Genomic DNA, 19197 nt, shown 5'->3' with positions numbered 1-19197 from the left:
GGGCGCGCCGTGTCGAACTTTCCGCCCTCCTACAAGCTGTCCTGGCTGCCGCGCCTGCTGAAACCGTCGCTTGCCGGCAGTCCGGGCCTTGCTCCCGGGTGGCGGGAGACGGCTGCGCCCAGGCCGCCTGCCTGCGTGCGGCTGGTGTTTCTCGGCGACATGTCGTCCGTCGCCAATCGCGCGCCGCCGGAGTTCCACCCGGCCCTGCGCGAAACCATCGCCTCGGCCGACCTTGTGGTTGCCAATTGCGAAAGCCCCGTTGTTGAAAGCGCCGGCTTTCCCCGTTCGACCGGGCTCGGTCTGCGACACGCCATGCAACCCGACTTTCTCGACGGGACGCTCGCCGCAGCGGGCATGCTGGCGGATCGGCTGGTGCTCTCACTCGCCAACAACCATGCCCTCGACCAGGGTATCGCGGGACTTGCGGAGACGCTTGCCGTACTCGCCGCGCGCGGCATCCGGACGATCGGTACGCCTGCCGACGGGCCGATCGCGCGTGTGAGCGCCGGACCGCTGACCATCGGGTTCCTGGCATTCACCACATGGCGCAACGCGGGCGGGATCGATTTTGCGGGACGCGTGTCGATGCTTGCCGACATCGCCGGCTGGCAGCAAACGGCGTCGGGTCTCGACCTTGTTTGCGCGGTGCCGCACTGGGGCTGGGAGTTCAGGCATTTCCCGCGCAACGAGACACGCGCGCTGGCGCGCCAGCTTGTCGAGAGCGGTGTCGGGCTTGTCGCCGGCCATCACGCGCATGTCGTGCAGGCGACCGAGACGATCGGCGACGTGCCGGTCGCCTACGGGCTCGGCGATTTCCTCGGCACCGCGCTGTCGCGCCAGCCATGGCCGGGCCGCGTCGGCGCCATGTTCGTGGCCGACGTCAGCGCGGAGGCGGGCACCGCGGGCAGGATCCTGGCGAGCTACATGGTCCCGTTCCTGCGCCTGCGGCAGCGCCACAATGAGAGGCTGGTGCCCGTCGGCTCGATCGACGGCGCCATGGCAGGAAGGGTCCGCGGCCGGCTTGCGGCGATTTTTGGCGACGCCGCGGGAGGACAAGCGCTGCCGGAAACGCTATAGCCATTCGCGACACGGGGGTGGCAATGGACTTTCAGGATTTCGTGCCGGGTGAGGAGGCAGTCGCCCAGATCAAGGCGGACATCGCGGCTTACGAAGCCGAGCGGCGCCAGGTGCAGCGCGCGGTGCTGTGGCGGGTGCCGGTGTTCGTGGGCGGCGTGCTGGCGATCGTTGCGGGTGTGGGTCTGACCTTCAACCTGCTTGCCGATCCCTCCGAGCAATGGCTCTCGGCACCCCACATCTTCCTCTATGTCGGCGCACTGGCGGCGCTGTTCTTCGCCTACAGGCAGGCGGTGGCGCCGGCGCGGCGGCTGAGGAATTCCTTCCGCCAGAAGGTTTTGCCAGCGGTCTTTGTCTTCGTCGATCAGCTCCGCTATCGGAACGGCGAGAAGCCCTACACCTTCGACCAGCTGCCAAAGGAGGTGACGGCGAGTTTCACCACGCAGAACTTCGGCGACGTGATCTCGGGCACCTATAACGACTTCGGCTTCGAACTGTTCGAGGTGAGGCTGTCCCGCAGCGGCAAGAAGAACTCCGTCGACGTCTTCAAGGGGGTCGTGGTCGCCTTCGGGGCGGAGGTGCCGTTTCCTGGCCTGCTCGTCGCAACCCCGCGCGGCGGCACGCTGTTCGGTTTCGTGCGCAAGATGCTGGGCGGCAAGGCCGGCGAACTGACGAGCGGTGTCGCTGCGATCGATGCGCGCTACAAGTTCACCACCGACAATACGAAGGCAGCGCGCCCGCTCGTGACGGGCCGTCTTGCGCAGACGCTGCAATGGCTGATCGAGGGCTGGCCGGACCGACCGGCGCGGGTGGCACTGCGCGGCGAAACCGGCTTCCTGATGATGCCGCATGCCAAGGATTTCTTCGCGCTTCCTTCGATCTCGCGAAGGCTCGACTACGACCGGCACATTGCGCCGATGATCGCCAATCTCGGTTCGCTGCTCGCGACCGCCGCGCTGTTGCGCAAGGTCAACGTGCCTGACCAGCCACCGCAGCCGGCCGAACCGGAGGCCGGGGCCGAGCCGCCCACGGGCTGATCGGCCGACAAAAGACAGTCGGCGCCGGGATCTCTCCCAGCGCCTCCCTGTCAGATCAGTGCCTTTGCGCGGATGATCCGTCCCGGAGGACAGGCCGCCGTGCCGGCCTTGATGTTGACGATCCGGATCAGCGCATCCCGAAGGTTTCGCATTCACCGAACCACGCCTGCTTCTCCCGAAGGGTCCGCTGACGCGCCATCGAAGATCTTGCCCGGTCTTCATGGCAGCATCGGTCCGCCGTAGGCGCTCGCACGCTTCCCGCGGTCCCGTAGGTCTCCGGTCGGCGGCCGACGGGCGAACCCGCCGACTTCCTGCCCGGTACGGGCCCCAGGTGCTCCCTCCGTGCTGGCTTCGCCTTGCGGCGCCGCTATCGCGTCGGGCCTGAGATGAAGTGAGGTTACGCCCGTCATGCCGCAGGGGAAAGATCGGGTCCCCTGTGGAAAGCGGGATTAACGGGGAGCACGGGCAGAAAAACCATTCCGCTTGCCGGCTCATGAAAACTGACACAGTTTCGCGGCGGGAGGGGATTCGATGACGGTGGGGATCATCCTGAATCCGGTCGCGGGCGGTGGCCGTCTGAAGCGGCGCTGGCCGGAGATCGCGGCGCTGGTCGGCCGGCATTTCGGCGACTTCGAGATGCGCGAAACGCAGGCCGCCGGCGATGCAGAGCTGCTGGCGCGCGACTTCGCCGCGTCGGGCAAGACGCTGGTGATTGCGGCCGGCGGTGACGGTACGGCGAGCGAGACAGCGGACGGGCTGCTGAGCGAGGGGGGCGACAGGACGGAACTCGGGCTGTTGCCCTGTGGCACCGGCGTCGACTTTTGCCGCGGTCTCGGCCTCGGCGACGACCCCGGGGTGGCGGTCCGGCACCTCGCCACGACAATCGGACGCCGGATCGACGCCGGTCGCATCACCTATGTCGACGACCACGGCGCGCTCGCCAGCCGCCACTTCATCAACATTGCCGGGCTCGGCATGTCGGGCGCCACCGACCGCGCGGTCAACGCCGACAAGCGCAAGGGCCGCATGTCGGGCAAGACGCTGTTCCTGTGGCGCACCGTGGTCGAGTTCATGCGCTACCGCTTCCAGGACGTGCGCATCACCGTCGACGATGGAGAGCCGGTCGAGGCGCGCATCGCGCTGGTCGCCGTGGCGAACGGCAGGTATTTCGGCGGCGGCATGATGATCGCGCCGGACGCCGAACTCGACGATGGACTGTTCGACATCGTCATCCTGCGCGCGGCAAGCAAGTTCGGGCTGATCCTCGATCTGAGGCTGCTCTATGGCGGTCGGCACCGCGGTCACAAGGCGATCACCATCCTGCGCGGACGCAAGGTCGTGGTCGAACCGCTCGGCGATCTTGCCGCCAATCGCGCGCTGGTCGACATCGACGGCGAGTCGCCCGGCCGCATACCGGCAATTTTCGAGATTCTGCCGCGCGCGCTGACGCTCAGGTGCTGAGCGGGCGCTTCAAGACCTGAATCAACAGCCTGCGATGCAGAGTCCGGAGGGCCGGACAAGGCCCTGAAAGAAAACGGTTTTCCATCGGCTCACAGTTCGAGCTTGGCCGGGAATCCGGGCGCGCGAAGGTCCGTGCCGGTCGAGTCCTCCAGGAGCTTGACGATCTGCGTCGACCAGGCGTCGCCGCCATAGGCGGCCTTGCCGCGCTCGAAGATTTCCTGGACATGGCTGGCAACTTCGAGCGGCGCACCGAACTGCTCGCCCATGGCCTTGGCGAAACCGAGGTCCTTCAGCGCGAGGTCCATGGTGAAACCGATGTCGTAGGACCCGTTGAGCACGAGCTGGCTCTCTGTCTCGTGCACGAAACTGGTGCCCGACGAGGCGGCGATGGCATGGAAGGCCTGGGCGAGATCGAGGCCGCCCCGCTTCGCCAGCATCAGGGCCTCGCCGGCAGCGACGAGATGAATGAAGGCCAGCATGTTGGTGATGACCTTGATAACCGCCGCCGAGCCGATCGGCCCCATCAGGAAGGATTTTGCGCACATCGCCTCGATGGCCGGCCGATGCCGCTCGTAGAGTGCTGCGTCGCCGCCGACCAGCGCGGTGATCTTGCCGGCTGCCGCAAGATGGACGCCACCGGTGACGGGGCACTCCAGCGTCTCGATGCCCTTTTCAGAGGCAATGCCGGCAAGGCGCACGATCTCGTCGCGGCCATTGGTCGACATCTCGATCCATGTGCCGCCGGCCGTAAGTCCTTCAAGCAGGCCATCGGGGCCGGCGAGCACAGCTTCGCTGACTTTCGGCGACGGCAGGCAGGTGACGGCGTTGCCGGCCATGCGGGCGGCTTCGGCAGGGGTTGATGCGGCGGTGGCGCCGAGCGCCACGAGGCGGGCGACGGCGGCCGGGTCGCGGTCGACGACGGTGACGGCAAAGCCGTTGCGCAACAGGCTGGCGGCGAGGTGGCCACCGAGATGGCCGAGGCCGATGAAGGCGTAGGACTGAGTGGTCATTGTCACTCCGGACTCGTGTTTGTCGGTTACGGCATAAGCGGCGTCTGCATCATCTGCAGGTGCAGGTCCTTGCCGTTGTAGGGGTGGGCCTCGCAGACAGCTTCGTCGAGTTCGACGCCGATGCCCGGCTCCTCGGACGGAATGACGTCGCCGTCCTGCCACTCGATCTTCTTCTTCAGGAGTTTGGCATGGAAGCCATCCCATTGCTTCAGCGATTCCAGGATGAGGAAGTTGGGCAGCGTCACCGCAAGCTGGATGTTGGCGGCGCCGACGATCGGCCCGCAGTAGCAGTGCGGCGCGATCTGGATGTGGTAGGCCTCGGCCATGGCGGCGATCTTCTTGGTTTCCAGGATGCCGCCGGAGCGGCCGAGATCGGGCTGCAGGATGGTGGCGGCGCGGTTCTCGATGACGCGGGCAAACTCGGTCTTGGTGGTCAGCCGCTCGCCGGTAGCGATCGGTATCGATGTGCCGCGGGCGACCTGCGCCATCACCTCGGGCATATCCGGCGGCACCGGCTCCTCGAACCACAGCGGGTCGTAAGGCTCGATGGCGCGGGCCATGCGCAGAGCGCCCGACGCGGTGAACTGGCCATGCGTGCCGAACAAGATATCGGCACGGGTGCCAACAGCTTCGCGGATGGCCTTGACCATGCGTGCCGACAGGTCGATGTCGACGAGCCTCGGCTGGTGTCCGTCATAGGCAGTGTAGGGGCCGGCCGGGTCGAGCTTGACGGCGGTAAAGCCCTGCTCGACGTATTCCAGCGCACAGGCGGCGGCGAGGTCGGGATCGTTGTAAACGTTCCTGTCGCCGGCCTCGTCGACATAGACGCTGCCCTCGTGCGGGTAGAGATAGGTGTAGGAGCGCAGCGTCTCATGCACCCGACCGCCAAGCAGCTTGTAGACGGGCTTGTTCGCTTCCTTGCCGATAATGTCCCAGCAGGCAATCTCGAGAGCCGAAAAACAGCCCATGCCGGAGACGTCCGGGCGCTGCGTGAAGCCCGACGAATAGCAGCGCCGGAAGAAGGCTTCGATGTCGTGCGGATCGCGTCCGACGAGGTAACGCTCTGCCATGTCCTCGATCATCCTGGCCGTCACACGGGCCGAGAAGGTGGCGTTGTAGGCCTCGCCATAGCCGACCACGCCGCCGTCGGTGGTCAGCCTGACGAAGATGAAATACCTTCCGCCGATGCCGGGTGGCGGGTTGCCCACGACCCAGGTCTTCACGTCGGTGATCTTCATGAATGGTCCTCCAGCACCATGGCAGCGCCCTTCCAGCCGGTCATGATAGACGCGGCGTTGGTGTTGCCGGAAATATTGTCGGGAAAGATCGACGCGTCGATGACGCGCAGCCCTGCCAGCCCATGCACCTTGAGACGCGGGTCAACCACCGAACGGGTGGCGTCCGGGCCCATGCGACAGGTCGAAACCGGATGGTAGACCGTGCCCGAGCGCTTACGGAAGTCCTGAATCAGGTCCTCGTCCGAAGTGATTGAGGGACCTGGCAAAATCTCTTCCCTTATGACTTCCGCGATGGCCGGCATCGAGGCGATCTTGCGGACGAACTTCACGGCCGCCAGCATTTCGCTGACATCGCCCTCCGTCGAGAAGGCGTTGGCGGTGATCCGCGGATGGTCGAGCGGATTGGTCGAGCGGATCATGATCTCGCCCCGGCTCGACGGCCTGCAGTTGGACAGGCCAATGGAAAAGCCCGGCCACGGGTCGGGCGTCAGGATCGGCCGCTCGCCGCCACGCGGGAGCACGGTCGAGAAGGCCTGGAAATAGAGCTGCATGTTGGGGCGGTCGAGCGACGGGTCGGTGCGGAAGAAGCCGCCGGCATTGTTCATCGACAGCGACAGCGGTCCGTCGCGCAGCAACAGGTAGCGACAGCCCACCATCAGCTTGCCCCACCAGGGCCTGAGGATCTGGTTGAGCGTCGGGATGGAACCCTTGTACGTGTAGTTGATGCCGACGTGATCCTGCAGGTTTGCGCCGACATTGGCGTTCGCATGCACGACGGGGATGCCGAGGCCGGTGAGCAGTTCTGCCGGACCGACGCCTGACAGTTGCAGGAGTTGAGGCGTGTTGACCGAACCGCCGCAGAGGACCACCTCGCGGCCAGCTCTTGCCGCATGCGTCTTGCCGTTGCGGACATATTCGACGCCAACCGCGCGCTTGCCCTCGAACAGGACTCTTGTCGCCAGTGCGTTGGTTTCGACGCGAACGTTGCCTCGCCGCATAGCCGGACGCAGGAAGGCGCGGGCTGCGGACATGCGCCGGCCGTTTCGGGTGGAGATCTGGTAGACGCCGACGCCTTCCTGTGTCGGACCGTTGAAGTCGGGGTTGAGCGGCAGCCCTGCCTGCTGGCCGGCTTCGAGGAATCGTCTGGTCAGCGGATGGGTGAAGGGCGTGCAGTCGGTAACATGCAGCGGGCCTCCGGTTCCGCGCCATTCGTCGGCGCCGGCCTGGTTGTCCTCGATCGCCTTGAAGGCCGGCAGCAACTCGTCGAAGGACCATCCGGTGTTGCCACCCCTGGCCCAGGCATCGAAATCCTCGCGCTGGCCCCTGATCCAGACCATGGCGTTGATCGAACTCGATCCGCCGAGCAGCTTGCCACGCGGCCAGTGGTCTGCGTTGCCGGCAAGCCCGGGATCGGGCTCGGCCTTGTAGTTCCAGTTAACCGCGGGATCGAAGAAGGTCTTGCCGTAGCCGAGCGGCATCTGGACGTAGAAGCGGCGGTCGCTGCCGCCGGCCTCGAGCACGAGAACCGAATGGCGGCCGCTGGCCGACAGGCGTTCGGCCACCACAGACCCTGCCGATCCCGAGCCGACGACGATAAAATCATATGTGGGCATACTGGTGCGGCGGATCCTCGAACAATGTGAGCCTACCCTAGACGCCCCGCGCAGGTCGCGTCGCCGGGCCTTCCGGCATCGCTTGTGAAAAAAGCGACTGCAACGAAGCGAGCCGACCGACGGCAAGACTTGGCTTCGGCACGCCAATCGGGCATGGCTTGGAAAACGACGAAGGAGCGGATCATGGAGCAAACGGGACCTAGGCCGACGGGCGAACTGACGCTCAGGACCCTCGCCATGCCGTCCGACGCCAATGCCGCCGGCGACATTTTCGGTGGCTGGGTGATGGCGCAGATGGATCTTGCCTGCGGTATCCGTGCTGCCGAGAGGGCCGGGGGCCGCGTGGTGACCGCTGCGGTCAGGGAAATGTCCTTCGCCAGCCCGATGAAGATCGGTGACACGCTCTGCGTCTACACGCATGTCACGCGTGTCGGCCGCACGTCCATGACGTTGAAGGTCGAGGTCTGGGCACAGCGATACCTCTCCCATGTGATGGAACGCGTCACCGATGCCGATTTCGTCATGGTGGCGCTGGATGCCGACGGAAAGCCCAAGCCGGTGCCCGAGACCGAGGAAGTCTCGCCGCGCTGACGGTGCCTATTCGACGGCCGCGTCGAATCGCGCGCGGGCTGCATTGACCCGTCCGGTATTCTGGCGCGCCCACTCGCCGAGCGCGGTGACAGGTTCAAGCAGTTCACGGCCGAGGTCGGTCAGTTCGTAGTCGACGCGCGGCGGAATGGTCGGAAAGACGGTGCGCGTAACGAAGCCGTCGCGCTCAAGACCTCGCAGCGTGGTTGTCAGCATCTTTTGAGAAATTCCGCCGACGGCGCTGCGCAGCTCATTGAAGCGCATCGGCCCGTCGCCGAGCTTTCCGATGACGAGCACCGTCCACTTGTCTCCGACGCGCTGAAGAATCCCGCTGACGGCGCGGCAGTCCTCACTGAGATGAAGGTGCCTAGGTTTCAAAAAAGTGCCTCCTTGTGTGCTGCAAAATCAGTCACCAATGTAGTGCAGGTATCGAATGGATACCACAAAGTTTGCACAGGAGACCACCATGTCAAAACCCAAGATCGCCATTGTCATCGGCTCGACCCGGCAGAACCGTTTTGGAGACAAGCCCGCTGCATGGATCGCCGAGATCGCAAGGGAACACGGCGAACTCGACATCGAGATCGTCGACCTGCGCGATCACCCGCTGCCGTTTTACGACGAGGTCGGCTCCTCGCTTTACGTGCCCTCGCAGAGTGAGGAAGCCCAGCGCTGGCAGAAGAAGGTTGCCGGCTTCGACGGCTTCATCTTCACCGCGGCCGAGTACAATCGCGGTCCCACGGCGGTGCTGAAGAACGCGCTCGACTACGCCTATACCGAGTGGAACCGCAAGCCTGCGGCTTTCGTCGGTTATGGCGGTGTCGGCGGCGCACGGGCGATCGAGCAGCTTCGCCTGCACGCAGTGGAACTCCAGATGGCACCAACGCGCAACGCCGTCCATGTCGCCTGGGGCGACTTCATCCAGATCATGCAGCAGGGCAAGAAGCTCGAGGAATTCGAGCATCTCAGGCAGGCGGCGGTTACCATGCTGGACGAGCTCGTCTGGTGGGCGAAGGTGCTCAAGGTCGCGCGCGAAAACGACGCCAAGATGGCGCAGGCGGCCTGACTTTCCGGCTTGGCAGCCGATTCAGAAAAGGACGGGTTTGGGGCGGCGCAAGCCGCCCCTGCATGGAATGAACTACGCCTTACGCCGTGGGACCGGCAGGCGCGATGCGATGACCTTGTCGATTCGCCTCCCGTCGAGGTCGACCACCTCGAAGCGCCACCCTTGCGCGTCCACCGTCTCGCCAGTCGCCGGCAGGCGGTGGAGATGCGACAGAAGATAGCCTGCGACGGTCTCGTAGTCGCGGCTCTCCGGCAGTTCGATTGCCAGGTGATCGGCCATTTCGTCGGCTTGCATGTAGCCGGCGAGCAGCCACGAGCCGTCTTCGCGGCGAACCGCCGGCGGTTCCTCTTCGTCGGCGTCGGCGCGGAACACGCCGACGATTGCCTCCAGAATGTCGGCCGGGGTGACGATGCCTTCGAAGTGGCCGTACTCGTCGTGAACCAGCGCCATCGGGACCTGCGATTCGCGCAGCGTGGTCAGGACGTCGAGCGCGTCTGCCTGGTCGTGGACGATCGGCGCCTTGCGGACATGCTTGCGCAGGTCGAAAGGCTTGCCGCCGAGGAGTGCCGCGAGGATGTCGCGCGTCTGGATGACGCCGATCATCGCGTCGACGCCACCTTCGCCGACAGGCAGGCGCGAATGCTGCGTTTCCGTCAGCATCTTGCGGGTCGCAGCCTCATCGGCATCCATGTTGATCCAGTCGATCTCGGTGCGCGGCGTCATCACCGCGCGCACGGCGCGGTCGCCGAGCCGCATGACTCCGGCTATCATGCGCCGCTCGTCGGACTCGATCGTGCCGTGGTGCTCGGCCTCGGCAACAAGCATCTTGATCTCGTCGTCGGTGACTTTCTCCTCGCCTTCGCTGCGCTGACCGAGCAGGCGGAGCACGGCGCGGCCGGACAGGTCGAGCAGGAAGACCAACGGGAGCGAGATCTTGGACAGCAGCGTCATCGCCGGAGCGACCTTGACCGCGACCCCCTCGGGATCGCGCAGCGCGATCTGCTTGGGGACCAGTTCGCCGACGATCAGCGAGCCATAGGTGATGGCCGCCACGACGACGCCGACACCGAGCGCGCTGGCGGCACCTTCACCGACACCCCAGGAGATAAGGACGTCGGTCAGCCTGAGTCCGAGGGTCGCGCCCGAGAAGGCGCCCGATGCCACGCCGACCAGCGTGATGCCGATCTGCACGGTCGACAGGAAGCGCCCGGGGTTGGCGCCGAGCGCCAGGGCCAGGGCCGCGCCGGAGACGTGGCGGTCGATCATCGCCTTGAGGCGCGCAGGCCGCGCCGACACGACCGCGAGTTCGGACATCGCCAGCAGACCGTTCAAGCAGACCAGTACGACGACGATAGCAATTTCAATGTAGACCATCAGGGTTCAATAGCACTGTGGCCGCGTCTGGGAAAATAGCTTGGGACGCGATTTCGCGCCGCAACGTGTGCAGTGCGGAAAAATTTCGTGGGCAGGGTTGCGCTCAGCGGCAGGCGACGTAGTTGTTGCGGCGCTGTTTGATGTCGAAATGGAAGTGGTTGGCGTGATCGGCATTGTAGCCGGGGCCGAGCACGGTATTGAAATACTGACAGCCGTCGGCGCGCACATTGTTCAGGAAGCCGCGGGCGCGGAAGGCGAACAGGCCCTGCTTCTTGACGTCGATGTCCTTGCCGTTGTTCAGCTCGATACGCATGATGTCGAGCGCATTGCCCTTGCCGTGTTCGGACAGGACACCGCGGCTGTCGGCGATCTTGCGGCACGAATAGCTCGACCCTTGGTGGATCGTCCTGACGCCCGAGAAATAGCGGCGGCGCGCGGAGGGCACCAACTCGTTGCGGGTCCATTGCGCGAAGCTGCGCGCCATGGCGCATGTCAGCGTAGCCGCAGGCTTCATCTGGACGCTGCCGATGGACGAGACCAGAACCGGATGCTCGATGCCACAGGCACCCTCCCGAATCGGTTCCACGTCGCGAAATTCGACGCGCAGCTTCTTCAACTCACGCCGGCAGCTGGCTTCGTCGTCGGGCATGAAATCCTGTTGCGGCACCGGGTCGGCGATACGCGGATAGGCGACAAGGGAAGCCCTGGGCTGCAGCGTCATCGCCGCCGGGTCGGGCGACATCGGCGCAGGCGCAATTGCGATGGCCGACGTTGAGCCCACGTCGACCGCCGGTTCCAGCGAGAGAACGCTGCCAGTCGTGCAGGCGGCAAGGAAAAGGGAGGATCCGAGCAACAGTGATCGCCCGACGCTGAAGCGCTTGGCCGTTTTTCCGGTCCTGCCGGGGCAGCGATGTTTCGCCATCAGGCGGCTCCGCGTTCCAAGGAAAGCCGAGCTTAGCGTTCAAGAGTAAAGGAAAAATCTTCGCCGCGTTTACGGCTGCGGCCAAATTGCGGCGCTTGGGCCGTTACTGGCAAAACGTGCTGCCGTTCCGGCGGGGCCTCAGGTCGAGATGAAAATGCGTCGCATGATCTGCGTCGCTACCGGGTCCAAGCACCGTCTTGAATGGTCCGCAGGCGCTGTCGCGCACGCTGTTCAGGAAGCGAGCCGACTTCGCATCCGGTGTAGGCTCAACCGCGACAACGCGGCCGTCAGCAAGGGTGAAGGAAGCAATGTCGAGCGCATTGCCGAAGGCGTGCTCGGACAGTCTGCGGGTGCCGTTGCGCGGGCGGCAGACATAGGCCGATGCCTGCGAAATACCCTTGAGGCCCTTGCCGAATTCGGCCCTGGCAGCTGGCAAAGCGACGCCCTTGGCGAAGCGGACTGCCGCCTCGGCCATCCTGCAGTTCATCACGGCTTGCGGCGTCAGGGCGATGCCTGTGCCGAGCGACTCCAGAACCAGAGGGTAGGGTATCGCGCAGCCGGCCGGATCGGTTTCGGCGGGGAGGTTCTCAAATTTCGCACCCATCTGCTGGAGGTGCTGCCGGCAGGCGCGCTCCGAAGCGGGCATCGTCCCCTCGGTTGGACGGTCTTCAGTTCGCTCATCTGAGAGGAAGCTCCTTTCGTTTTCGACGCCGCCGGGCAGGGCGGCGGACCGCCGCGGATTCGGCTCGCCCGGCTTCGGCCCCGGGACGGGGACGGCCTCGTCGCCCTCGGGCAGTTCCGGAGGGGCGCTGGTTTCGCTTCCCTGTGCGGCCTTGGCCCTGTTGAGGGTCGGCAGAGGGGCGATGTCGGGCAGATCCACACTTCCCCAAGCCGGCGCTGACGCTGCCCCCAGGAACAGGAGGGCGGCAAGGCAACGCGAGAACGGAGGGGAGGGTATCGAGTTTGGCGGCATGAAAAGGGAACGCCGCAGGGCTGTCGGAGTTGCCGGCGTCAGCCGTGCAGGCGTTCACGTTTCATATCCGGCCGGTCACGCGCCGATTGCTTCCAGCCCTTCTTCAAGCCAATCACCAAGCATTGGCATGCCAAGCAGATATTTCGCCGTGCGCTTGTTGCCGCGCAGTCGCGCCTCGGCGACCGCGTCGGCGAACTCGGCCGCGTCAAAGTCACCGCGTCCGATCCAGGTGAGCGCGACAAGTTCGGCTGCCTCGTCGACATTGAGTTCGCTGATCAACTGGCGCAGTTCCTGCTCGGTGAGGTTTTCGGTTTCCTCCTCTGCCAGGCCGTCATGGTGATGGGTGTCTCGCGAATCGGCGCCGATCTCGATCTCGTGCTCGGCGCCGTCCTCGTAGTCCTCGTTGACGGCGGCGCTGATCGCCCTGGCCTTTTCAATGAAGAGGCGCACCGTCTCCGGCGCGATCGTCAGATCCCACTCCTGTTCGACATGCCTGTGCATGGTTCTTTCCTGCGCTGTGGCCACCCATGATAGCGAATTCGACCGCGATGCGTAAACGGATTGACGGCGGGGCTGGTTCGCATCCAATAGTGCTTTCCCCTCGCCATGGTTCCCTGCATGCAAAGCCTTTTTTCGCCCTCGGTCCTGCCGATCCTGATGCTGATCGGCTCCAACGTCTTCATGACATTCGCGTGGTACGGCCACCTCAAGTTCACCGGATCGCCACTTTATGCGGCGGTGCTGTTTTCTTGGGGGATCGCATTCTTCGAATACTGGCTGGCGGTGCCGGCAAACCGCATCGGCCACGTGATCTATTCGACGGCGGAACTGAAGACGATGCAGGAGGTGATCACGCTCGCTGTCTTCGCGCTGTTCTCCATCTTCTATCTGAAGGAGGCGATCACCTGGAACCATGTCGCCGGATTCGCGCTGATCGCGGGCGGAGCGGCACTCATCTTCCGGGCCTGACATTGCATCTGGCCGCCGGCTCGCGCATGACAGTCACAATGCCTGATGCGCGGACCGAAGGAGGAAACTATGTCGCTCAAGGGAAAAACGCTGTTCATCTCCGGCGGGTCACGCGGTATCGGGCTGGCGATCGCGCTGCGCGCCGCACAGGACGGCGCAAACGTGACGATAGCCGCCAAGACCGCGGAGCCCCATCCGAAGCTGCCGGGCACGATTCACACGGCCGCAGCCGAGATCGAGGCCGCCGGGGGCAGGGCTCTTGCGGTGCTCTGCGACATTCGCGACGAAGCGCAGGTCGAAAGCGCTGTGTCGCAGACCGTGGAAAAGTTCGGTGGCATAGACATCTGCGTCAACAATGCGAGCGCTATCAGCCTGACCGGCACGCTCGAGACCGAGATGAAACGCTATGACCTGATGCACCAGATCAACGCGCGTGGCACCTTCCTGGTGTCCAGGACCTGCATCCCGCATCTGAAGAAGGCAGACAATCCGCACATCCTCAACCTGTCGCCGCCTCTCGACATGGCAGCAAAGTGGTTCAAGAACCATGTCGCCTATACGATGGCCAAGTTCGGCATGTCGATGTGCACGCTCGGCATGAGCGCGGAGTTCGCGAAGGCCGGCATCGCGGTCAATTCCCTATGGCCGCTGACGACCATCGACACGGCGGCGGTGCGCAATCTGCTTGGCGGCGAGGCGGTCGCCTCCATGAGCCGCTCTGCGGCCATCATGGCCGACGCGGCGCATGCCATCCTGACCAGCCCGTCGCGCGAAGCGACAGGGAATTTCTACATCGACGAGGAAGTGCTGCGTGCTGCAGGCGTCAGCGACTTTTCGGTCTATTCGCCTGGTGCCAAGGGCCCGCTGGCAGCAGACTTTTTCGTGCCCGATGCGGTCTTCGCGCGCAGCGACACGAAGATCACGGGGAAATACTAGCCTCGGTCTGGGGGGTAGCGAACATCAGGCTGCGCACCACCTCCGGCACATGCTGCAGGGTTTTCAGCACCGATTTCAGCCTTGCGCGGGTCGCATGGTCCAGTTTTCCCGTCTCGATCCTGTTCGAGACGGGAATTCCCTCGTTGAGGTCTGCCGTCTGCTGGGAAAGCATCAGCGACAGCAGGAACGAGTGACCGGTCAGCCAGCTCAGTATGTCGGCGTCGCCGCCGATGCCGAGTTCCAGCAGCCCTTGCAGGCGGCCCTTGGTGCCGCGGGCGCGCACGTCGTGGCGGATCGCCAGTGTCCGGGCCGCGGCAACGATGGGAAACAGCCCATATTTCTTCAGGTCGATGCGGCCTTCCTCGTGCCGGAAACCGCCGAGCAGGGTGAAGGGCTCGCCCCGGACGATACTCTCGCCGAGCATCTTGGCGAAGCTCGGCTCGGCGTGGCCGAGGTCGCAAGCATGATCGAACAGGGCATCCGATAGCGCAGTGTCGCCGTGGACGGCCCGCATGTCGAAGAAGATGTCGACATTGAGCAGGTCCTGCGGCCGTGAATGCCGCACCCAGTCCGCAACGCGCACCTTCCAGACCTCGAGGCTGCCGCGGAACTCGGGGGTCTTGGCCATCACCCCGCCCTTGCAGTAGGGCACGCCGGCCATGTCGAGCAGGTCGGCGATGCGTTCGCCCAGCGCGGCGAACCAGAGGTCATTTTTGCCGCCCGGTTCGCCCTCGGCGAAGACGATGGCATTGTCCTGATCGGCCGCGAGCAGGCTTTCGCCGCGACCGCCGGACCCCAGAACGAGCACAGCGTAGGGGCAGGGCGGGGCGCCTCGCCCGGCGGCGAGCATTTCGCGCTCGGCAAGGACGGCGGCGCGCCGCGTCACCGCGCAAAGTTCCTCGCTGACGATCTCCGAAACGATGCGGGCGTCTATATCCTCCGCCACCAGCGCGCGCGCCACGGCGGGAAGCGTCGCCCAGGCGGCCGCCAGTTCGGCCGGTGCGGCGGCGTCCTGCAGGGCGTCGTCAAGATTGACGGCCGCACTGGCGCGCAATTTCAGGAGGTCGCGGGCCGAGACGATGCCGGTGAGGTTGCCGCGTTCGTCGTGGACGGCCAGATGGCGGATATTCATCCGGTCCATGCGGCCGATGGCACGGTAGACAAAAGCGGCGGCGCGGATAGAAACCAAGGGCCGCGAGGCGAACTCGCCGACCGTGAGGTCGAGCGCGCTGTCGCCGCCGGCGGCGATCTGGCGCATGACATCGCGCTCGGTGACGATGCCGTATTCGGCGAGCGGCCTGCCGGGCTGGCCGGCGTCGGACACAAAGGCGGTGCTGATGCGGCGGCTGACCATCTCGGTTATGACGTCACGGGCCTGCGCACTCGATGGGACCACGACAGGCGGCTGGCCCATCACGTCGCTCACCCGATTGCGGTAGGCAAAGGGATCGACAACCTGGAAAGCCGGTATGGCAGGCCGGTTGACCGGCTCCACCCAGCCGGCGCGGTCGCCGCTCTCGAGTTCCGCCCTCAGCGCCAGACAGGCCACCTCCGCTTCGGCGAGCGTGCGGATGCCGCGCTGGTGCAGTTTCGGGATCAGCGCGACAAAAATCTCCGCGGCCGCCCGCGCATCGCCGAGCGCCGAATGGCGGCCGGTGATCGAGATGCCGAGCCAGGTGGCGATGGCGTCGAGCGACAGGTCAGGCAGTCCGGGGCGCAGTGCCGCCGCCAGCAACCTGACGCAGAGCGAACGCGGCTTCTGCCATGCCATGTGTGCACGGCGGCTTTCATGTTCCAGCACGGTGAGATCGAAGCCAATCGAATGGCCGATCACAATGCGGCCGGCAATGTAGTCCTTCAGCGTGTCGGCCGCGACGGCGAATTTCGGCGCGCCCTTAACCATCGGATCAGTGATGCCGTGGATCTTCGAGGAAGCCTCTGGAATGGGAAGGCCGGGATCGACCAGCAGGTCGAGCGGCGCGTCGTCGATGTTCTCGGCGCCAAACAGCGAAACAGCACCGATCTGGACGATGCGAGCGGTCGTGGTGTCCAGGCCCGTCGTTTCGGTGTCTATCGCAACCGCATGGAGTGCGATCAGCGGGGTCGCGCCGGTAGGTGGATTCATGCTGCCTCCCGCCCACAAGCATATGGCCCTTCAGACCGCCTGCAGTTGATTCAAGTCAAGCGCTTAGCCTGTTTCGTTGACAATCCGATTCCGCCTCACCTCGGTCCTCCGGTCAACAAAAAACCCGACCGGTCTGACCGGTCGGGTTTTTGGTAGTCGTCCCGCTTGCTGCGAAACGGGGCAGGGACCCAATACGCCATGAAGATGGCGGCTTTGATCCCGCGAATCAATGCCTATTCGGCAAGGTCGCGGGATCGTGACCGTCAGTTGGCGCTGGCGACCGGGGCCACCAGAGGCGTGATGCGCCGGATGGCGACGCGGCGGTTCTGGCGCTCGGGGGCTTCCGTCTTCACCTTCAGGTAGCGTTCGCCATAGCCCTGCGGCGCGAGATTCTCCGGCGGGATGTCGAACACGTTGGTCAGAGCCTCGGCGACGGCTTCCGCCCGCCTGTCGGACAGAGCGAGATTGGCCGTGTCGGAACCGACCGCATCGGTGTGGCCCTCGATCAGGAAGGTTTCGGCCGGGTTCTTCTCGAGCAGCCTTCCCATGGCAGTGGCAACGCCTTCCAGCTTGGCGATCTCGCTTTCGGGGATGGTTGCCGACCCGAACTCGAAGGTCAGCGTGTCGAGATCGACGCGCCGGGCGATGTCGCGGACGCGGGCCGAGCGCTTGACCTCGTCGATCGAATAGAGGCGCTGGACCTTCTCGACCGGCGGCTGCTCAAGGAAGTCGTAGTAGTCTTCAGGACCGTCGACATACTCGGATTCCAGGATGTACTGCCGGCGCGGGATGTTGAGGCGCATCGGCGGCAGGTCATCGCCGGGATCGCGCCAGTCGCGAACGCGGTCGTAATTGTCCTCCTCGACATAGACGAGCACGTATTCGCGGCCATCCGGCGTGATGCGCGAGCGACGGATGACGTCGCCATAGCGGTCACGGATGGTCACGATCTGCACGCCGTTCTCCCGAACGATGGTTTCACGCGTGCGGCCTCGCGGCAGTTCCTCGTAATAGACGTCGCGGGCACCGCGGCGCATGCGCTCCCTGTCATCGCTCTCGACGATCACCTGATTGCCGAGTTCGATGATCAGCCGGTTGCCGATCTCGCGGAGCACATCGACGCCTTCCGGACGTTCGCGCTTGCGCCGTCCCTCTTCCTCGCGATCGATACGCTTGCCCTTCTCGCGGGTGACCGTCTCGATCTTCTCCGGCTGTGCGGCTTCGGTCGCCGCGGCGTCGCTTTCCGGCGGGGGACCCTGGTCGACGGGCTCGGGCTGCGCTGCCTGCTGGTTCTTGCGGCCACCCTTGCGCGGTTCCTCCTTCTGGCTGTCCAACAATGGCGCAGCGTCAGGATTTTCAGGTGCCTCGCCGGCCTGCGCGGGCTGCTGTTCCGGCATGGGTTCACCGGCCTCGGCAGGCTGTTCTGCCTCGACAGGCGCCTGTGCTGGCTGTTCGGCCTCGGCAGGCGCAGCGGTCGGCTGGCCGGAATCTGCAGGAGCTTCCGCCGGCTGCTCGGCCGGAGTTGCCTCTGCAGGCTGTTCGGCGGCCGGCTTGCGGTCGCGCTTCTTCCGCTTTTCGGGCTGGGCCTCCTGCGCAGGCTGCTCGGCGGCCGGCGCTTCGGCCGGCTGCTCTGCAGCGGGCGCTTCGGGCTCGACTTCCTCGGGCGCTGGCTGCTCGGGAGCTGCCTGTTCTGCAGGCGCGGGCTCCTCCGCAGGCGCCCGTTCCGGCGCGGGTTCGGGCTCGGGTGCTGCCTGGGGCTCAGGTGCCGGCTGTTCAGGCGCTGCCTGCTCGGCAGGCGGCGCCTCCTCGGCGGGAGCCGCGGGCTCTTCTGCCGGTGCGGCTTCCTCTGCTGGCTGCTGCTGCGCGCGGGCCGCGCAATCCTCAGCCGTCTCGCCCTCCAGACACTCGGTCTGGGCGAGGATCGGGCGAAGGGTGGCGCTTCTCGATGCAGCGTTGAACGGCTGGGCTCCCTGCAGCGGATAGGCGCCCAGTGGCGCAGAGGCCATCAGCAGGCCAAGCGCCGTGCCGGCCAGTATCCTTGGTTGGCGTTTCATCGTTCTTATTCTCCTTGGTGGATGTCCCATCGGTCCCAAAACAGACTGGCCGGCGCTTTTGTTCCGGATCGCGCTGTCGTACGGGTTTCGAGCTTCAGTCGGCCAGTTTCACGGCGGGATCATGTCCGGATCGCGGAATTCGCAGCGGCCGGCGCGGAAATCGCGGATGCACGATGCTTGACCTTCGGCGCCGCAGGGCTCACATGCCGGCCATGGCCGAGCCCTTCTGGAAAACCAAGTCGCTGGAGGAGATGAGCGCTTCCGAATGGGAGTCGCTTTGCGATGGCTGCGGCAAGTGCTGCCTGTCCAAGCTAGAGGACGAAGACACGGGTGACATCTACTTCACCAGCGTCGGCTGCCGGCTGTTCGACGCAGGGACCTGCCGCTGTCGCGACTACCCGAACCGGCTTGCCGTCGTGCAGGACTGCGTCGGTCTGACACCCGCCAATGTGCGCACCATCGCCTGGCTGCCCGGCACCTGCGCTTACCGGCTGGTCGCCGAGGGGCGCGACCTTTTCGACTGGCATCCACTGGTTTCGGGCGATCCCGACAGCGTGCACCGGGCGGGCGTCTCGATGCGCGGCCGCGTCACTGCCTCGGAGGCGGAGATGGGCGAACCGGAGGATTACCTAGAGCACATGCTCGAGGAGGAGCCGTAGCCGCCGCGGCAATTTGGCCTTGCGAACAGTCACTTGGCGAATGAACCGAAAATGAATGTGCGGTTCGCGCCCGGTTCAGCCTGACCGGAGCATTCTCC

The 19197-nt window shown here is 65.3% G+C and carries 18 protein-coding genes; 8 read left to right on the top strand and 10 right to left on the bottom strand.

Translation table 11 applies throughout. From position 1 onward, the window contains the following. Nucleotides 1-9: 9 nt before the first annotated feature. The 3 genes from ACT2BZ_RS00365 (at nt 10) to ACT2BZ_RS00355 (ending at nt 3572) form a co-directional block, all read left to right on the top strand. The gene (locus ACT2BZ_RS00365) at nt 10-1077 is read left to right on the top strand and encodes a CapA family protein (RefSeq protein WP_457938462.1); all 1068 of its coding nucleotides are present in this window, start codon (nt 10-12) and stop codon (nt 1075-1077) included. 23 nt (nt 1078-1100) lie between these two features. After that, nucleotides 1101-2111: a hypothetical protein gene (locus ACT2BZ_RS00360; protein ID WP_457938460.1), complete on the top strand. Its 1011-nt coding sequence runs from the start codon at nt 1101-1103 to the stop codon at nt 2109-2111. A 531-nt stretch (nt 2112-2642) separates the two neighbouring features. After that, on the top strand, nt 2643-3572 hold the full coding sequence (locus tag ACT2BZ_RS00355) for a diacylglycerol/lipid kinase family protein (protein ID WP_457938458.1): 930 nt from the start codon (nt 2643-2645) through the stop codon (nt 3570-3572). 89 nt (nt 3573-3661) lie between these two features. Here ACT2BZ_RS00355 and ACT2BZ_RS00350 read toward each other — a convergent pair whose 3' ends face one another. From ACT2BZ_RS00350 to ACT2BZ_RS00340, 3 genes are read right to left on the bottom strand one after another with little or no spacing between them, the layout of a single operon-like run. Then, the gene (locus tag ACT2BZ_RS00350) at nt 3662-4582 is read right to left on the bottom strand and encodes an NAD(P)-dependent oxidoreductase (RefSeq protein WP_457938456.1); all 921 of its coding nucleotides are present in this window, start codon (nt 4580-4582) and stop codon (nt 3662-3664) included. A gap of 26 nt (nt 4583-4608) precedes the next feature. Continuing rightward, complete coding sequence (locus ACT2BZ_RS00345) at nt 4609-5820, bottom strand: mandelate racemase/muconate lactonizing enzyme family protein (RefSeq protein WP_457938455.1); 1212 nt, start codon at nt 5818-5820, stop codon at nt 4609-4611. Continuing rightward, a complete protein-coding gene (locus ACT2BZ_RS00340) occupies nt 5817-7433 on the bottom strand; it encodes a GMC family oxidoreductase (protein WP_457938454.1) in 1617 nt (538 codons plus the stop codon). The genes ACT2BZ_RS00345 and ACT2BZ_RS00340 overlap by 4 nt, the downstream gene beginning before the upstream one ends. A gap of 183 nt (nt 7434-7616) precedes the next feature. On the opposite strand from ACT2BZ_RS00340, the gene ACT2BZ_RS00335 reads away from it, so the two are divergent. Next, on the top strand, nt 7617-8024 hold the full coding sequence (locus tag ACT2BZ_RS00335; protein ID WP_457938452.1) for an acyl-CoA thioesterase: 408 nt from the start codon (nt 7617-7619) through the stop codon (nt 8022-8024). Between the two features lie 6 nt (nt 8025-8030). On the opposite strand, the gene ACT2BZ_RS00330 is transcribed toward ACT2BZ_RS00335, so the two are convergent. Continuing rightward, the gene (locus ACT2BZ_RS00330) at nt 8031-8399 is read right to left on the bottom strand and encodes a winged helix-turn-helix transcriptional regulator (RefSeq protein ID WP_457938450.1); all 369 of its coding nucleotides are present in this window, start codon (nt 8397-8399) and stop codon (nt 8031-8033) included. Between the two features lie 88 nt (nt 8400-8487). Here ACT2BZ_RS00330 and ACT2BZ_RS00325 point away from each other — a divergent pair, with 88 nt between their 5' ends. Beyond that, nucleotides 8488-9087, top strand: a complete 600-nt coding sequence (locus tag ACT2BZ_RS00325; protein ID WP_457938449.1) for an NADPH-dependent FMN reductase — start codon at nt 8488-8490, stop codon at nt 9085-9087. A gap of 72 nt (nt 9088-9159) precedes the next feature. Here the strand turns inward: ACT2BZ_RS00325 and ACT2BZ_RS00320 are convergent, their stop codons facing one another. From ACT2BZ_RS00320 to ACT2BZ_RS00305, 4 genes are all read right to left on the bottom strand, one after another. After that, on the bottom strand, nt 9160-10461 hold the full coding sequence (locus ACT2BZ_RS00320) for a hemolysin family protein (protein WP_457938447.1): 1302 nt from the start codon (nt 10459-10461) through the stop codon (nt 9160-9162). 103 nt (nt 10462-10564) lie between these two features. Beyond that, the gene (locus ACT2BZ_RS00315) at nt 10565-11383 is read right to left on the bottom strand and encodes an extensin-like domain-containing protein (protein ID WP_457938445.1); all 819 of its coding nucleotides are present in this window, start codon (nt 11381-11383) and stop codon (nt 10565-10567) included. A 103-nt stretch (nt 11384-11486) separates the two neighbouring features. Next, complete coding sequence (locus tag ACT2BZ_RS00310) at nt 11487-12263, bottom strand: extensin-like domain-containing protein (RefSeq protein ID WP_457938444.1); 777 nt, start codon at nt 12261-12263, stop codon at nt 11487-11489. Between the two features lie 168 nt (nt 12264-12431). Beyond that, on the bottom strand, nt 12432-12857 hold the full coding sequence (locus ACT2BZ_RS00305) for a DUF3775 domain-containing protein (protein WP_457938443.1): 426 nt from the start codon (nt 12855-12857) through the stop codon (nt 12432-12434). Nucleotides 12858-12974: 117 nt separating this feature from the next. Here ACT2BZ_RS00305 and ACT2BZ_RS00300 point away from each other — a divergent pair, with 117 nt between their 5' ends. Together ACT2BZ_RS00300 and ACT2BZ_RS00295 are read left to right on the top strand one after the other, a co-directional pair. Continuing rightward, nucleotides 12975-13325, top strand: a complete 351-nt coding sequence (locus ACT2BZ_RS00300; RefSeq protein WP_457938441.1) for a DMT family protein — start codon at nt 12975-12977, stop codon at nt 13323-13325. 69 nt (nt 13326-13394) lie between these two features. Next, the gene (locus ACT2BZ_RS00295) at nt 13395-14261 is read left to right on the top strand and encodes an SDR family oxidoreductase (RefSeq protein WP_457938439.1); all 867 of its coding nucleotides are present in this window, start codon (nt 13395-13397) and stop codon (nt 14259-14261) included. Here the strand turns inward: ACT2BZ_RS00295 and ACT2BZ_RS00290 are convergent. Together ACT2BZ_RS00290 and ACT2BZ_RS00285 are read right to left on the bottom strand one after the other, a co-directional pair. Then, complete coding sequence (locus ACT2BZ_RS00290) at nt 14245-16386, bottom strand: DUF294 nucleotidyltransferase-like domain-containing protein (protein ID WP_457938438.1); 2142 nt, start codon at nt 16384-16386, stop codon at nt 14245-14247. The two genes, ACT2BZ_RS00295 and ACT2BZ_RS00290, sit on opposite strands and share 17 nt — an antisense overlap. A 263-nt stretch (nt 16387-16649) precedes the next feature. Continuing rightward, the gene (locus ACT2BZ_RS00285) at nt 16650-18440 is read right to left on the bottom strand and encodes an OmpA family protein (protein WP_457938437.1); all 1791 of its coding nucleotides are present in this window, start codon (nt 18438-18440) and stop codon (nt 16650-16652) included. A gap of 212 nt (nt 18441-18652) precedes the next feature. Between ACT2BZ_RS00285 and ACT2BZ_RS00280 the strand changes: the two genes are divergently transcribed. Continuing rightward, nucleotides 18653-19099: a YcgN family cysteine cluster protein gene (locus ACT2BZ_RS00280; RefSeq protein ID WP_457941427.1), complete on the top strand. Its 447-nt coding sequence runs from the start codon at nt 18653-18655 to the stop codon at nt 19097-19099. Nucleotides 19100-19197: the final 98 nt, after the last annotated feature.

Source organism: Mesorhizobium sp. 10J20-29 (assembly GCF_054130485.1).
The sequence above is the reverse complement of the archived record's forward strand: the minus strand, read 5'-3'. Positions and strand labels throughout refer to the sequence as shown.